The organism is Streptomyces sp. NPDC057253 (assembly GCF_042669125.1).
In the GTDB taxonomy this organism is placed as follows: domain Bacteria; phylum Actinomycetota; class Actinomycetes; order Streptomycetales; family Streptomycetaceae; genus Streptomyces.
Window position 1 is genome coordinate 1 of sequence record NZ_JBHUXV010000089.1, and the last position, 14,200, is coordinate 14,200.

The window sequence follows — 14,200 nt, forward strand, 5'->3', positions numbered from 1 at the left end:
GTCGGGGCGCTGACGTCGGCGGCGCGGCAGGCCGTCTGAGCCACGGCAGGCCGTGTGAGCCACGGCAGGCCGTGTGAGCCACGGCAGGCCGTGTGAGCCACGGCAGGCCGTGTGAGCCACGGCAGGCCGTGTGAACTACGGCTGGCCGTGTGAGCTAGGCGGACCCCAGCTTGCGGAAGTCCCAGGACACGATCTTCTCCGGGGTCAGCCGTATCCAGGCGTGCCGGCCGTCGTGCGGCATCTCCTCCAGGTGGAAGTTCTTGCGGGCGAACAGGGTCTCGGGCACGTCGAGTTCGGCCCGCAGCTCGCCGGTGCGCGGGGCCTCGCCCACGAAGTCCACGGTCCCGGACAGCTCGACGCCGCGCAGTTCGTCGTACTCCTCACCCGTGTCGACCACGATCGCGACCCGTGGATCGCGGCGCAGATCGGTCCAGCGCTTGCTGCGCACGACCGAGTACAGCCACATCGAGGTGCCGTCCCAGGCGAACCACAGGGTGCTCACGTGCGGGGCGCCGCCGGCCGAGACCGTGGCGACCCGGCAGGTGCGCTGGCTGGTGAGGAACTCGTCCAGCTCACCCGGCGTCATCATGATCTTCCGGCCCCGGCGCTGAGTGACGGTCATGCGTCCCCCTCTTTCTCTCACGTCGTGCCAGAGGAGATCCTCTGACATCACGTCAGAAAAGGATGGGGCGTCTTCCGTCGCCACGCAATGGTGGCTACTGTCACCGCTCCGGCCACCCGCGACAAGGGGGAACCGTGCCCTCGTACGAACAACTCGGCGAGCTCCTCGCTCCCGGCAGCACCGTCCTGCTGACCGTCGAGTGTCAGCAGGGCGTCGTCGGAGCGGACAGCGCGCTGCCGGAACTCGCCCGCGAGGCAAGGAAGTCGGGCGCGCTCGCCAACGTCGCCCGGCTCGTCGCCGCCGCCCACGAGAGCGGGGTGCAGGTGATCCACGCCATCGCCGAACGCCGCCCGGACGGGCGCGGCGCCAACCGCAACGCCCGCCTCTTCCGCGCCGCCGAACGCCTGCCCGTCCAGCAGCTGTCCGGGACCACCGCGGTACGGGTGGCGGCCCCGATCGAGGTGAGCGAGGAGGACTTCGTCGTACGGCGGCTGCACGGGCTGTCGCCGATCCAGGGCACCGAGGTCGACGCGCTGCTGCGCAACCTCGGCTGCCGCACCCTGGTGGTGACCGGGGTGTCCGCCAACGTGGCCGTACCGAACGCCGTCTTCGACGCGGTGAACCGCGGCTACACGGTCGTCGTCCCGAGCGACGCCATCGCGGGGGTGCCCTCCGACTACACCCCCGTGATGATCCGCCACACCCTCGCGCTGGTCGCCACGGTCGCGACCACCGACGAGGTGCTGGGCGGATTCCGGCGGCACCGGCGGACCGGGGTCAGGCCAGAGTGATCGAGTCCCCGCTCACGGTGATCTGCGCGGCGGGCAGCGGCTGGGTGGCGGGCCCCTTCTTGACGCTGCCGTCCTCGACCGAGAACTCGCTGTTGTGACAGGGACACAGGATGACCCCGTTGGCCACGCTGCCCACCGCGCAGCCCTGGTGGGTGCACTTGGACGAGAAGGCCTTGAAGGTGCCCGCCGTCGGCTGGGTGACGACCACGCCCTTGTCCTTGAAGATCGTGCCGCCGCCCTCGGGGATGTCGCTGGTCTTCGCCAGGGCGGTGCCGCCGGAGCCGGACGAGGCGCCGCTGTCGGAGCTCGACCCGCCACCGCTCGCGTTCGCGTCGGCCTGGCTCGTGGACGAGCCCGAGGAGTCGCTGTCCGATCCGCACGCGGTCAGCGCGACGGCGAGCCCCGCCGCGCCCACCGCCGCCACGACGGTACGGCGGGCAGGTGCCGGAACGGATTGAGGCAGTTCGCTGGTCATGCTGAACGTCCTTCCAGTGCGGAATTCGTGGAACTGTCCAGTGGTACGGCCGCTCGCCGTCCGCTGTTCAGACGATGTCGAGATCTAAACGTGTTCGAGATCAGAAGCCCATAAGCGGGAGCTGTCGCTTCGCTGTCGGCCAGTAACCTGGGGCGATGCTCAAGGAAGCCATCGCGACCCGCTTCATCACGCCCCTGCGTGAGGGCGGCTCGCTGCCGGGTCTCGTCGAGGCCGACGACCGCGGGACGTACGTCATCAAGTTCACCGGCGCGGGCCAGGGCCGTAAGACGCTGGTCGCCGAAGTCGTGGCCGGGGAGCTCGCGCGGCGGCTCGGCTTCCGGGTGCCGCGGCTGCTGACCCTCGACCTCGACCCCGACCTGGGGCTCGGCGAACCCGACGAGCGGGTGCAGGAGCTGCTGCGGTCCAGCGGCGGCACCAACCTCGGCATGGACTTCCTCTCCGGCGCCCTCGGCTTCGATCCGCTCGCCTTCTCGGTCGGCCCCGAGGAGGCCGGCCGGATCCTCTGGTTCGACGCCCTGGTCAACAACGTCGACCGCTCCTGGCGCAACCCCAACCTGCTGTGGTGGCGGGGCGAGGTGTGGCTCATCGACCACGGCGCGACCATGATCTGGCAGCACAACTGGCCCGGCGCCGAGAAGTCCGCCGCGCGTCCCTACGACGCCTCGGACCACGTCCTGAGGCCCTTCGCACCGGATGTCGCCGGGGCCGCCGCCGCACTCGCCCCCCAGGTCACCGAGGAACTGCTCGCCGAGGTCACCGCCGAGATCCCGGACGCCTGGCTGGCGGACGAGCCCGGCTTCGACACCCCGGACGACCTGCGACGGGCCTACGCCCGGCCACTGCTCCTGCGGGCCGCGGCCGTCCACGAACGCATCACGGGAATCGAGGGGGACAAGTGAGCGAGCGCCACATCCACATGGCCGGAAGTGTGGTCGAACGCCATGTCATCAAGGGCGGGAAGGCCAGTGAGCGGGACGTCTTCGAGTACGCCCTGCTCAGGGTCGTACCCCGCGTCGAACGCGGCGAGTGCGTCAACGCGGGCGTGCTCGTCTACTGCCGGGCGAAGGCGTACGTCGGGGTGCGCACCCACCTCGACGAGGACCGGCTGCGCGCGCTCGACCCCGGGGCGGACGTGGCCGGCATCCGGGCCGCCCTCGGAGCCGTCGAAGCGGTCTGCGCGGGTGGCGAGGCGGCCGGGCCGGCCGCGCGCGACGACTCCGGGCGCCGCTTCCGGTGGCTCGTCGCACCCCGTTCCACGGTCGTCCAGCCCGGCCCCGTGCACACCGGACTCACCCTGGATCCGGCGGCCGAGGCGGAGCGCCTGCTCGACCTGCTGGTGAGGTAATGGATCACACCCCGCCCGTGGGACGTTGACACCGCGTGCCAGGGCTTCTAGCGTCACGTCTGCCGAAGGTACTAAGCGGTCGCTCACTGACCTGATCGGGCCGAACTTTCTCAAGGGCGAGGAGAAACACCCATGTCCACCACTGAGCAGCGGGTAGCCGTCGTCACCGGTGCCGCGCGCGGCATCGGCGCCGCCACGGCCGTACGGCTGGCGGCCGAGGGGCGCGCGGTCGCCGTCATCGACCTCGACGAGGCCGCTTGCAAGGACACCGTCGAGAAGATCACCGCGGCCGGCGGCAAGGCGATCGCCGTCGGCGCCGACGTCTCCGACGAGGCCCAGGTCGAGGCGGCCGTCGCGCGGGTCGTCGCCGAACTCGGCGCCCCGACGATCCTCGTCAACAACGCGGGCGTGCTCCGCGACAACCTGCTGTTCAAGATGAGCGTCTCGGACTGGGACACCGTCCTCAACGTCCATCTGCGCGGCTCCTTCCTGATGACGAAGGCCGTTCAGAAGCACATGGTCGACGCCGGCTTCGGCCGGGTGGTCAACCTGTCCTCCTCCTCGGCGCTCGGCAACCGCGGCCAGGCCAACTACTCCGCCGCCAAGGCCGGTCTCCAGGGCTTCACCAAGACCCTCGCCATCGAGCTCGGCAAGTTCGGCATCACCGCCAACGCGGTCGCCCCCGGCTTCATCGCCACCGACATGACCGCCGCCACCGCCGCGCGCGTCGGCATGGGCTTCGAGGAGTTCAAGGCCGCGGCCGCCACCCAGATCCCGGTCGCGCGCGTGGGCGAGCCCGACGACATCGCCAACGCCATCGCCTTCTTCACCGGCGAGGCCGCCGGGTTCGTATCCGGCCAGGTGCTGTACGTCGCCGGCGGACCGCTCGACTAGGGAAACGGAACCATGACTTCGCAACTCCCCGAGCCTTCGGGCAAGGTCGCGCTCATCACGGGCGCCAGCCGCGGTATCGGCTACGGCGTCGCCGAGGCGCTCGTCGCGCGCGGCGACCGGGTGGTCATCACCGGCCGCAACGAGGACGCCCTCAAGGAGGCCGTCGACCGGCTCGGCGCCGACCGGGCCATCGGTGTGGCCGGCAAGGCGCACGACCTGGGCCACCAGACCGAGGCCGTCGAGCGTGCCATGGACGCCTTCGGCCGGGTCGACTTCCTGATCAACAACGCCGGTACCAACCCGGTGTTCGGGCCGATCGCCGACCTCGACCTCGATGTCGCGCGCAAGGTCTTCGAGACCAACGTGATCTCCGCGCTCGGCTTCGCCCAGAAGACCTGGCACGCCTGGCAGAAGGACAACGGCGGCGCGATCGTCAACATCGCCTCCGTCGCGGGCATCGCGCCCTCGCCCTTCATCGCCGCGTACGGCGTCAGCAAGGCCGCGCTGATCAACCTCACCCAGCAGCTCGCCCACGAGTTCGCCCCGGGTGTCCGGGTCAACGCGATCGCCCCGGCCGTCGTGAAGACCAAGTTCGCCTCCGCCCTGTACGAGGGCCGCGAGGCCGAGGCCGCCGCGGCCTACCCGCTGGCCAGGCTCGGCGTGCCCTCCGACATCGGCGGCGCCGCGGCCTTCCTCACCTCGTCGCAGTCCGACTGGGTCACCGGCCAGACGCTCGTCGTCGACGGCGGCATCTTCCTCAACGCCGGCGTGGGCTGATCCTCGTTTCCCCGGCACGGGCGTCCGTTGACAGCTACGGCGCCCGTGTCGAGGCACAAAAGCCGCACAGGGGTATCACAGGGTCATCACCGATGAGATGATCAAACCGCCTGTGGACGAACCGGTTGAGTGTGCGTGGCCCTGCGGTATGTTTTGCCGACTCTCGGCACGGCATTTCGAGGAGCGAGCGCGTGTTCATGCGGAACCGATACCTGCCGCCTTTCGCGGCCCTCGTGTCCCTTTCCACGGTGGCCGGATGCGGTGTGTTCTCCTCGGACTCCTCCGACGACGGCAAGGCGATCGTCGTGGGAACCACCAGCGCCCCGGCCACGCTGGACCCGGCGGCCTCCTGGGACAACTCCTGGGAGCTGTTCCGCAACGTCTACCAGACGCTCCTGAACTACTCGCCCGGCGGTTCCGACCCCGAGCCCGACGCCGCCGAGCACTGCGAGTTCACCGACTCCTCGAGCACCGTGTACAGCTGCACGCTGCGCGACGGGCTGAAGTTCTCCAACGGGCACACGCTGGACGCCAAGGCCGTCAAGTACTCGATCGACCGGATCAAGAAGATCAACGTCAACGGCGGCCCCGCGGGCCTGCTGGGCACGCTGTCCCGGGTGCAGGTCAAGGGCGACCGCGAGATCGTCTTCCACCTCAGCCAGCCCGACGCCACCTTCCCGCTGGTGCTCACCACGCCCGCCATGTCGATCGTGGACCCCGAGGAGTACTCCGCGACCTCGATCCGCAAGGACGGGAAGATCAGCGGCTCCGGGCCCTACAGCCTCGACTCCTACCAGGAGGGCGAGAAGGCCGAGCTCGTCCGCAACGGCAACTACAAGGGCATAGCGGACCTCAAGAACAACGCCGTCACGATCCGCTACTTCCCGCGGTCCGACGAGATGGTCAAGGCCCTCAAGGACAAGGAGATCTCGGTCGTCTACCGCGGGCTCGGCGCCTCCGACACCCTGGACATCGAGGTCAACCAGCAGAAGGAGGGGCTCCAGCTCATCGAGAACCCCACCACCGAGATCAGCTACCTGGTGTTCAACCCCAAGGACCCGTGGTCCGCCAAGCCGGCCGTCCGCAAGGCCGTCGCCCAGATCGTCGACCGTCCGGCGCTCGTGCACTACGTCTACAAGGACACCGTCGAACCGCTGTACTCGATGGTCCCGGCCGGGCTGACCGGCCACACCACCAGCTTCTTCGACGACTTCGGGGACCCCAGCGTGCCCAAGGCCAAGAAGCTGCTCAAGGACGCGGGGATCACCGAGCGCGTCCCGCTGACCCTCTGGTACACCAGCGACCGCTACGGCTCGACGACCAAGCCGGCCTTCGAGGAGCTGAAGAAGCAGCTGGAGGCCTCCGGCCTGTTCACCATCACCCTCAAGAGCCGTCCGTGGAAGACCTACGTCGAGGGCTACCAGAAGGGTGAGTACCCGGTGTTCGGGCGCGGCTGGTTCCCCGACTTCCACGACGCCGACAACTTCATCGCGCCCTTCGTGGGCAAGCAGAACGCCCTCGGCACGCCGTACGACGCCCCCTTGATCACCGGCAAGCTGCTGCCGCAGTCCCGCGCGGAGAGCGACCGCGGGGCCGTGGGGCCGCAGATCGAGGAGGCCCAGCAGGTCTTCGTGGACGACGCACGGCTGGTGCCGCTGTGGCAGGGCAAGCAGTACGTGGCCGCGAACGAGGAGATCGCCGGGCTGGAGAAGGTCATCGATCCGGCGACCATGATGACGATGTGGGAGCTGTACTGGAAGACCAGCTGGTAGGTCCTGGATTCCGGGATGGGCGGCGGCGATTGTCAGTGGGCGGCTGTAGGTTCTGAAGCCTGCAAGTGACCGCACATCGTGAGGAATTGACGTGACCGACATCGCCATGCTGCCCGAGTCCTGGCGCGGGGTTCTGGGTGACGAGCTCCAGCAGCCGTACTTCAAGGAGCTGACGGAGTTCGTCGAGGACGAGCGGGCGAAGGGTCCCGTCTACCCGCCGCGCGAGGAGGTCTTCGCCGCGCTGGACGCGACGCCCTACGACCAGGTGAAGGTCCTGATCCTCGGCCAGGACCCGTACCACGGCGAGGGCCAGGGCCACGGGCTGTGCTTCTCGGTCCGCCCCGGCGTGAAGACCCCGCCCTCCCTGCGGAACATCTACAAGGAGATGAAGGAGGAACTGGGCCTGGAGATCCCGGACAACGGCTACCTCATGCCGTGGGCCCAGCAGGGCGTGCTGCTGCTCAACGCGGTGCTCACGGTCCGGTCCGGTGAGGCCAACTCCCACAAGGGCAAGGGCTGGGAGAAGTTCACCGACGCGGTGATCCGTGCGGTGGCCTCGCGGCCCGATCCGGCGGTCTTCGTGCTGTGGGGCAACTACGCGCAGAAGAAACTCCCCCTCATCGACGAGAGCCGCCACGTGGTGGTCAAGGGCGCGCACCCCTCCCCGCTGTCGGCGAAGAAGTTCTTCGGCTCCCGCCCGTTCACCCAGATCAACGAGGCGGTCGCCGCACAGGGCCACGAGCCGATCGACTGGACGATCCCGAACCTGGGCTGACGGCTGCCGCCGGGCCGGCGCGACGGGGGGCCGGCCCGGTTCGTTCTGAAGTGACCGCGGTGGGAGACAAGGTCCGGCTGGGGCGAGCGGCGGCTGGTGGGGTGGCCCAGCGGGGGCGAGCTGTGATGCCCGACCTGTGGCTGCGTGATCGGAGTCCCTGCCGGGTGCGGCCGAGCCCGGGGCGCCGGTGATCGGCGGCGCCGCAGATGGGCGTAACTGAGCACGCGCCGCCGACGTGGAGCCTCCGGCAGGCCCTAGCGTCGAGCGGGACAGTGACGCAGTCGACCGAGGCCGGAGGACGCTTTGACGGAGCGACAGGAGCAGGCGGTGCCGGATGCCGTGATGACGCGGATCGGGCAGGTCGTCATGCTGTGTCACGCGGGGGACCGTGAGGAGGCCCGGCACCGCTTCCTGGCCCTGTGGGCGGAGCTCGGCGAGGACGGCGACCCGCTGCACCGCTGCACGCTCGCGCACTACATGGCCGACGCCCAGGACGACCCCTGCGACGAGCTCGCCTGGGATCTCAGGGCGCTGACGGCCGCCGAGGAGCTCACCGACGACCGGTTCACCCGTCACCAGGGCGCGCTCGCCGTGCGCGCCCTGTATCCCTCGCTGCATCTGAACCTCGCCGCGGACTACGTGCGCCTCGGCCGTACCGACGCCGCCCGCTCGCATGTGCGCCGGGCCCGCAGAGCCTCGGCCGAGCTCGGGGAGGACAGCTACAGCGACGGGGTGCGGGCCGAGATCAGCAGACTGGAGCTGCGGCTCGGTGACGGGGGAGCGGCCGGTGACGGGGGCTGGGGGCCGCCCCGACAGCGGCCCTGACACACCGGTGGCCGTACATTCCGCAGCCTGACCGCGGCCCGATCCCTCACCGCCCGTACGTCTGGTCGCAGATGACCGACTCGGCGCTGCCCTCCTGCCAGCGCCCGTACTTCCGGCCCAGCGCGCAGACGTCCTTCTGGCTCTTGGGGACCGACTTGGGGATCGACCTGGCCACGTCCGGGATCTCGACGCGCGGCTGCCGGGGCTGACGTACGTCCTGATGACGCCGCTCGGGAGGCGCCGGGTGCACGGGATGGTCCGGACGGGCGGGTTCCGGCTGACGGGGCTCCGGGCGGGCGGGAGCCCCCACGGTCCCCGGGGTGCTGCGCGGTGCCGTCCCGCCCGGCTTCGCCGACCGGGACGGGTCGATCATGGACAGGGCCTCCTGGGCCGGAGCCTGCACGATCTGCGGCTCCGCCCGACCGTCCGGACGGGCGTCCCCCGGGCCCGGCAGCGCCGAAGGCGCCATCGTGGGCGGCGGACCGGTCACCGGTGGACGCTGGATCGTCACACAGCCGGTGAGAGCCGAGACAGCCACGGTGACCAGGAGCGTTGCGGTAGTCGAGGTTCGATGCACCCGCGTCACTCTGCTGGTTCGGGCGACCCGGGCGACAGCGGACAAGCGGAGGTTGCCCCGCACGGGTGATCTCCGTGCCCATACGGCGTGCTCAGGTCCCCGCGTGCTGACGTCAGTCCCCGGTCGCCCCGTCGATACGCTCGCGGATCAGGTCGGCGTGGCCGTTGTGACGGGCGTACTCCTCGATCATGTGGGTGTAGAGCCAGCGCAGGTTGAAGCGCTCACCGGTCCTGCGGTGCTTGCCCACGGTGACGTCGTCCAGGCCGAACCGGGCGGTGTTCTCCCGGGCCTTGTCGATCTCGGCCTGCCAGGTGCCGTACGCCTCCTGCCAGGTATCGGCCTCGGTGAGCCGGAACTCGCCGTCCGGGTCGTCCTCGCCGTAGTAGATCGGTCCCGCGTCCTCGTCGGCCAGCACCCGGCGGAACCAGCTGCGCTCCACCTCCGCCATGTGCCGCACCAGGCCCATCAGGGAGAGCGTCGAGGGCTCCACCGAGGCGGTCCTGAGCTGGGCGTCGGTCAGGCCCTCGCACTTCCAGGCCAGGGTGCGGCGGTGGTACTCCAGCCAGCCTTCCAGCATGGTGCGTTCGTCGGCGGTCGTGGGGGGTTCGCTGCGCTCGATGGTCATGGTCACATCCTCCCCGGTGAAACCACCGCCGACGAACGATTTCCCGGCCGCCGTATGCTTCCGGCAGGACGTCGGCAGGACGTCGGCGGACAACCGTTGGGGGAGGCCACGTGAAGGTCGGCTGCATCGGACTCGGCGACATCGCGCAGAAGGCCTATCTGCCGGTGCTCGGCGCGCGGCCGGAGGTCGAACTGCACCTCCAGACCCGGACACCGGCCACGCTCGCCCGGGTCGCCGACGCGCTGCACCTTCCCGACGCCCGGCGCCACGCCGACCTGGACGCCCTGCTCGCCGAGGACCTCGACGCCGCCTTCGTGCACGCGCCGACGAACGTGCACCCCGACATCGTGGCCCGACTCCTGGAGGCGGGCGTACCGACCTATGTCGACAAGCCGCTGGCCTACGAACTCGCCGACTCGGCACGGCTGGTGGCGCTCGCCGAGGAGCGCGACGTCTCGCTGGCGGTCGGCTTCAACCGGCGGTTCGCGCCCGGGTACACGCAGTGCGCCGAGCACCCGCGCGAGCTGATCCTCATGCAGAAGAACCGGATCGGGCTCCCCGAGGAGCCGCGCCGGATGATCCTCGACGACTTCATCCACGTCGTCGACACCCTGCGTTTCCTGGTGCCCGGGCCGGTCGACGACGTGACGGTACGCGCGCGCGTGCAGGACGGGCTGCTGCACCATGTCGTGCTCCAGCTCGCCGGGGACGGCTTCACCGCGCTCGGCGTGATGAACCGGCTCAGCGGTTCGGCCGAGGAGATCCTGGAGGTGTCCGGGCAGGACACCAAGCGGCAGGTGCTCAACCTCGCCGAGGTGATCGACCACAAGGGCCAGCCGACCGTGCGGCGGCGCGGCGACTGGGTGCCGGTGGCCCGGCAGCGCGGCATCGAGCAGGCGGTGCTCGCCTTCCTCGACGCCGTCCGCGCGGGAAAGGTGCTCAGCGCCCGGGACGCGCTGGCGACCCATGAGCTGTGCGAGCGGGTGGTACACGCGGTGCAGGAGCGCTCCGCCTGAGCCGGAGCGTGCGCAGGCCGTCGGTGGCGCACCACGCCAGGAGGACCAGCAGGGCCGCGTACACGGACCAGTCGCCGAAGCGGACGTAGGGCGTGGTGCCGGTGGCCAGCGGTACGTCGTAGACGCGGGCGCTGCTGGCGTCGGTGCCGACCCACTGGCCGACCCGCCGGCCGCTCGCGTCGTAGACGGCGGAGACCCCGGTCAGGGTCGAGTGGACCATCGGGCGGCCCGTCTCGGCGGCCCGCAGCGCGGCGAGCGAGGCGTGCTGTTCGGGGGCCCAGCTCCGCTGGAAGCTCGAGGTCGCCGACTGGGCGATCAGCACCTGGGCGCCGTCCTCGGCGAGATGGCGGCTCATGTCGGGGAAGGCCGACTCGAAGCAGACCATCGGGCCGACCTTCAGGTCGTGGCCGACGTCCATGACGACCTGCCGGGAGCCGTGCCTGCGGTTCTCGCCGGCCGCCTTGCCGACCGAGGTGGCCCAGCCGAGCAGCGAGCGGGCCGGGATGTACTCGCCGAAGGGGACCAGCCGCATCTTGTCGTAGCGGTCGCCGGTGAGCCCGTCGGGGCCGACGAGCACCGAACTCTTGTAGATGCCGGGCTTGTCGGAGCGGCGGGCGTCCACATTGACGAGGATGTCGGCGTCGGTCTCCTGGGAGAGCGCCGCGATCCGCTCCGCCAGGTCGGGGCGGTCCCCCAGGTCGAAACCGACACTGCTCTCGCCCCAGACGATCAGGTCGACGCCCTGCCCGGCGAGATCCCGGGTCAGCTGCTCCTCGCGGGCGAAGCGCTGGTCGGGGCCCTTGATGACACCGGGCTGGACGACCGCGATCCGGGTGCCGCCGCCGGTGTCGGGGCGCGGCGCGCCGACCCAGGCCGCCGAGGTCACGGCGGCCGTCGCGACCAGGCCCGCCACCGCGGGAACCCGGGCGGCACGGATCGTCACCAGCACGGCGACGCAGACATTGACGGCCACGACCAGGAAACTGAGCAGCCACACCCCGCCGACCGAGGCGAGCCGGAGCGCCGGTGCCACCTCCCACTGGCTGGCGCCGAGCACGCCCCAGGGACCGCCGAGCCCCTGCCAGGAGCGGACCAGCTCGATGCCGAGCCAGCCCGACGGCAGCACGAGGAGGGCGGCGGCCGTCCGGCCCCGCGAGGGCGTCCCGGCCAGGAAGTGCCGTACCAGCGCGCCCCAGGGGGCCCACAGCGCGCCCAGCAGGGCGCCGATGACGAAGATGAAGACGCTCAGGCTCGGCAGCAGCCAGTGGTGCATCCCCACCATGAAGCCGAAGCCGCCGGCCCAGCCGTCGTAGGCCGCCCGTTTCGCCGTCGGAGCCGAGCGGATCAGAGCGATCCACGGGACGAGGGCGACGTAGGCGAACCACCACAGGGAGGGGGCGGGGAACGCGAGGAGGGGGAGGGTGCCTGCCAGCACGGCGACGGTCGTGCGCCGCCACGGGGAGGCGAGCCAGTGGCCGAACGTCTTCATACGGCGCCTCCTACCCCGTGAGTGTCATCGGTGATCGTGGGGTTGACCACCCGACGGGCCTCGACTCAGTTGATCACACGAGTCGGCCGCGGGTCGGGCAGACGCCGCCATTTCTCCCGTACGACGACCTCGCGCAGCCGCCACCCCTCGTCGGTGCGCGTGAGCGCGAAGGCGTAGCGGCCACCGCAGACGAAGTCCGGGGCGGTGGCGTCCTCCGTGTCGGCGAACCGCATCGGGTTGATGTAGTCGGCCTGCACACGGGCCGTGTCGCCGGTGTCCTGCTCCAGGGTGCCGAAGCGGACGCGGCGGTTGACGATCAGGTGCTGGCGCATCGAGAACAGCCGCAAGCTGTCCGCGAGCCAGGCGGCCACGTGGTGCGCGTCCCCTTCGACCCCGCCCGCGGAGCGGTAGTCGGCCCGTCCGTCGGAGGTGAAGAGTCCCCGGTACGCCTCCCAGTCGCCGTCGTCCACTGCCACGGCGTAGTCGGTGACGAGTGCGTCCACGGCCAGCCGGTCCATCACGGTCGCGAGCTCCACACGCTGCGTCATCGGCTCAGTGTTGGGCATGGGGCGGGCGGCGGCTAGGGGCGTGCGGGGACATTCGCACGGGGCGGCCGACCGGCGGTGCGGGTGGCGGGATCAGCTGTCGGCCAGGACGTCGACGGGCCAGGCGGCCGAGTGGGGGCCGAATCTGTTCTCGGCGGCGAGGGCGAGCAGGCGGGCGTTGCGGGCGTCGGCCTCGGGTCCGTCGGGCAGGTGGTAGTCGTGGCCCGCGCGGGCGGAAGCGGCCTGCACGGCGGTGGCGGCCGGGGCGCGTCTGCGGACGTACCGGTCGAGGGCGCCTGGGACCTCGTCGGGGGCCGCGCCGGTGAGGCAGTCGCCGAGGACGGCGGCGTCCATGACGGCCTGCGCGGCGCCCTGGGCCTGGAACGGCACCATCGCGTGGGCGCTGTCGCCGAGGAGGGTGACCCGGCCGAGGTTCCAGCGCGGGAGCGGGGCGCGGGTGTGGATGCCGTACCGGAAGACCTGGCCCGCGCGTTCGAGGACGGTCAGCAGGCGGGGGTCCCAGCCGGCGAAGGTGCGCAGCTGTTCGCCGGGTTCCGCCTGTGCGGTCCACGACTCCTGGGCGGCCCGGTCCGTCGTGAACACGGCGACGACGTTGAGGAGTTCGCCGCGGCGCAGCCAGTAGTGGACGACGTGGCGGCCCGGGCCGAGCCAGCCGGCGTACTCCGGCAGGTCCAGGTCGGCGACCTCGGCGGCGGGGAGCAGGGCCCGGTAGGCGGCGGTGTGCGAGAACAGCGCCTCGTCCGCGCCGAAGAGCCACTGGCGGGCGGCGGAGCGGATGCCGTCGGCGGCCACGACGAGGTCGGCGTGCAGGTGTTCACCGCCCGCCGTGGTCACCCGGGCCGACTTGTCGTCCTGGTCGATGCCCACGACGGTGGTGGCCAGGCGGAGCGATCCGGGCGGTACGGCGGCGACGAGGGCCTGTTGGAGGTCGGCGCGGTGGACCTGGAGGTACGGCGCTCCGAACTCCTCTTCCGCTTCGGGGCCGATGACGTAGCGGCAGATCTCGGAGCCGTCGGACCAGGTGCGGAAGCTCACGTGGGCGGGGCGGGTCGAGTACCGCGCGACGGCGTCGAGGAGGTCCAACCGGCGCAGTACGCGCGTGGCGTTGGGGGCGAGCTGGATGCCGGCGCCGATCTCGGTGAGCCGCCGGGACTGCTCGACGAGTGTCACGTCATGGCCGGCCCGGCGCAGGCTCAGTGTCGCGGTCAGTCCTCCAATGCCGGCGCCCACGACGATCGCTCTCATGGCGGGACCTCACTTCGAGGGGTGACTCGAGGGTGGGTCGGGCAGGCTATCGGAGGGAACTCCGGGGCCGTACGGCGTGTTTCGGCCTGGGTGCGACTCGGATCAGGCCGCTTCGATGATGTCGGCGCGGATGGCTGCCGCCCACTCGACGACCAACAGCTCGTACTCCGCGCGCTCCTGGGGCGACAGCGTGCCGCCGGCGCGCATCCAGAGCGCGCGGATCTGCTCGTTCACCTCGGCAGCGGACCGCACGGAACCAGGGATCACGGAATCGGGGGACATGCGCCCAAGCCTAGGCGCAAGCACTGACAGTCCGCTACCGGACGGCTACGCAGAACGTATGCGATGCGTCACGGGAACTCAGGGCCGCGGGTGAGGTGTTGGG

At 71.0% G+C, this 14,200-nt stretch carries 17 protein-coding genes; 9 read left to right on the top strand and 8 right to left on the bottom strand.

Annotated elements, in window-relative coordinates; genetic code table 11:
- Positions 1–154: 154 nt before the first annotated feature.
- Entirely contained in the window at positions 155–622 is a 468-nt protein-coding gene (locus ACFULQ_RS35085) for a pyridoxamine 5'-phosphate oxidase family protein (protein WP_383551811.1), read from the bottom strand.
- 134 nt (positions 623–756) lie between these two features.
- Between ACFULQ_RS35085 and ACFULQ_RS35090 the strand changes: the two genes are divergently transcribed.
- Positions 757–1,413, top strand: coding sequence for a cysteine hydrolase (locus tag ACFULQ_RS35090; protein WP_383551813.1), 657 nt, complete (start codon positions 757–759; stop codon positions 1,411–1,413).
- Here ACFULQ_RS35090 and ACFULQ_RS35095 read toward each other — a convergent pair.
- Positions 1,400–1,888, bottom strand: coding sequence for a Rieske (2Fe-2S) protein (locus ACFULQ_RS35095; protein WP_383551815.1), 489 nt, complete (start codon positions 1,886–1,888; stop codon positions 1,400–1,402). The two genes, ACFULQ_RS35090 and ACFULQ_RS35095, sit on opposite strands and share 14 nt — an antisense overlap.
- Positions 1,889–2,043: 155 nt before the next feature.
- Between ACFULQ_RS35095 and ACFULQ_RS35100 the strand changes: the two genes are divergently transcribed.
- The 7 genes from ACFULQ_RS35100 (at position 2,044) to ACFULQ_RS35130 (ending at position 8,297) form a co-directional block, all read left to right on the top strand.
- Positions 2,044–2,808, top strand: coding sequence for a HipA family kinase (locus ACFULQ_RS35100; protein ID WP_383551817.1), 765 nt, complete (start codon positions 2,044–2,046; stop codon positions 2,806–2,808).
- Positions 2,805–3,254, top strand: a complete 450-nt coding sequence (locus ACFULQ_RS35105; protein ID WP_383551819.1) for a DUF3037 domain-containing protein — start codon at positions 2,805–2,807, stop codon at positions 3,252–3,254. Before ACFULQ_RS35100 ends, ACFULQ_RS35105 begins: the two co-directional genes overlap by 4 nt.
- Before the next feature lie 132 nt (positions 3,255–3,386).
- Positions 3,387–4,148 carry a 3-oxoacyl-ACP reductase FabG gene (gene fabG / locus ACFULQ_RS35110; protein WP_020140547.1) on the top strand — a complete coding sequence of 254 codons (762 nt, stop codon included), beginning with the start codon at positions 3,387–3,389 and terminating at the stop codon, positions 4,146–4,148.
- 12 nt (positions 4,149–4,160) lie between these two features.
- On the top strand, positions 4,161–4,925 hold the full coding sequence (locus tag ACFULQ_RS35115; RefSeq protein ID WP_383551821.1) for an SDR family oxidoreductase: 765 nt from the start codon (positions 4,161–4,163) through the stop codon (positions 4,923–4,925).
- 191 nt (positions 4,926–5,116) lie between these two features.
- Positions 5,117–6,697 carry an ABC transporter substrate-binding protein gene (locus ACFULQ_RS35120; protein ID WP_383551823.1) on the top strand — a complete coding sequence of 527 codons (1,581 nt, stop codon included), beginning with the start codon at positions 5,117–5,119 and terminating at the stop codon, positions 6,695–6,697.
- A gap of 91 nt (positions 6,698–6,788) precedes the next feature.
- Complete coding sequence (locus ACFULQ_RS35125) at positions 6,789–7,472, top strand: uracil-DNA glycosylase (RefSeq protein WP_383551825.1); 684 nt, start codon at positions 6,789–6,791, stop codon at positions 7,470–7,472.
- Between the two features lie 303 nt (positions 7,473–7,775).
- Positions 7,776–8,297 (top strand): hypothetical protein, encoded by a 522-nt coding sequence (locus ACFULQ_RS35130; RefSeq protein ID WP_383551827.1) that lies wholly within the window; start codon positions 7,776–7,778, stop codon positions 8,295–8,297.
- A gap of 46 nt (positions 8,298–8,343) precedes the next feature.
- Here the strand turns inward: ACFULQ_RS35130 and ACFULQ_RS35135 are convergent, their stop codons facing one another.
- Entirely contained in the window at positions 8,344–8,787 is a 444-nt protein-coding gene (locus tag ACFULQ_RS35135; RefSeq protein ID WP_383551829.1) for a hypothetical protein, read from the bottom strand.
- 199 nt (positions 8,788–8,986) lie between these two features.
- On the bottom strand, positions 8,987–9,499 hold the full coding sequence (locus tag ACFULQ_RS35140) for a DinB family protein (protein WP_383551830.1): 513 nt from the start codon (positions 9,497–9,499) through the stop codon (positions 8,987–8,989).
- 110 nt (positions 9,500–9,609) lie between these two features.
- On the opposite strand from ACFULQ_RS35140, the gene ACFULQ_RS35145 reads away from it, so the two are divergent.
- Complete coding sequence (locus ACFULQ_RS35145; protein ID WP_383551832.1) at positions 9,610–10,515, top strand: Gfo/Idh/MocA family protein; 906 nt, start codon at positions 9,610–9,612, stop codon at positions 10,513–10,515.
- Here ACFULQ_RS35145 and lnt read toward each other — a convergent pair.
- The 4 genes from lnt to ACFULQ_RS35165 form a co-directional block, all read right to left on the bottom strand.
- A complete protein-coding gene (gene lnt, locus ACFULQ_RS35150; RefSeq protein ID WP_383551834.1) occupies positions 10,439–12,004 on the bottom strand; it encodes an apolipoprotein N-acyltransferase in 1,566 nt (521 codons plus the stop codon). The genes ACFULQ_RS35145 and lnt overlap by 77 nt on opposite strands.
- 65 nt (positions 12,005–12,069) lie before the next feature.
- Positions 12,070–12,552 (bottom strand): nuclear transport factor 2 family protein, encoded by a 483-nt coding sequence (locus tag ACFULQ_RS35155; protein ID WP_383551836.1) that lies wholly within the window; start codon positions 12,550–12,552, stop codon positions 12,070–12,072.
- Between the two features lie 90 nt (positions 12,553–12,642).
- On the bottom strand, positions 12,643–13,815 hold the full coding sequence (locus tag ACFULQ_RS35160) for an FAD-dependent monooxygenase (protein WP_383551838.1): 1,173 nt from the start codon (positions 13,813–13,815) through the stop codon (positions 12,643–12,645).
- Positions 13,816–13,917: 102 nt separating this feature from the next.
- Positions 13,918–14,097, bottom strand: a complete 180-nt coding sequence (locus ACFULQ_RS35165) for a hypothetical protein (protein ID WP_383551840.1) — start codon at positions 14,095–14,097, stop codon at positions 13,918–13,920.
- Positions 14,098–14,200 lie beyond the last annotated feature (103 nt).

Excerpts from the sequence above, each read along its gene's own strand:
- ACFULQ_RS35085 (WP_383551811.1), bottom strand. The coding sequence starts at position 622 with ATGACCGTCACTCAGCGCCGGGGCCGGAAGATCATGATGACGCCGGGT.
- ACFULQ_RS35095 (WP_383551815.1), bottom strand. The coding sequence starts at position 1,888 with ATGACCAGCGAACTGCCTCAATCCGTTCCGGCACCTGCCCGCCGTACC.
- ACFULQ_RS35100 (WP_383551817.1), top strand. The coding sequence starts at position 2,044 with ATGCTCAAGGAAGCCATCGCGACCCGCTTCATCACGCCCCTGCGTGAG.
- fabG (WP_020140547.1), top strand. The coding sequence starts at position 3,387 with ATGTCCACCACTGAGCAGCGGGTAGCCGTCGTCACCGGTGCCGCGCGC.
- ACFULQ_RS35115 (WP_383551821.1), top strand. The coding sequence starts at position 4,161 with ATGACTTCGCAACTCCCCGAGCCTTCGGGCAAGGTCGCGCTCATCACG.
- ACFULQ_RS35140 (WP_383551830.1), bottom strand. The coding sequence starts at position 9,499 with ATGACCATCGAGCGCAGCGAACCCCCCACGACCGCCGACGAACGCACC.
- lnt (WP_383551834.1), bottom strand. The coding sequence starts at position 12,004 with ATGAAGACGTTCGGCCACTGGCTCGCCTCCCCGTGGCGGCGCACGACC.
- ACFULQ_RS35155 (WP_383551836.1), bottom strand. The coding sequence starts at position 12,552 with ATGACGCAGCGTGTGGAGCTCGCGACCGTGATGGACCGGCTGGCCGTG.
- ACFULQ_RS35160 (WP_383551838.1), bottom strand. The coding sequence starts at position 13,815 with ATGAGAGCGATCGTCGTGGGCGCCGGCATTGGAGGACTGACCGCGACA.
- ACFULQ_RS35165 (WP_383551840.1), bottom strand. The coding sequence starts at position 14,097 with ATGTCCCCCGATTCCGTGATCCCTGGTTCCGTGCGGTCCGCTGCCGAG.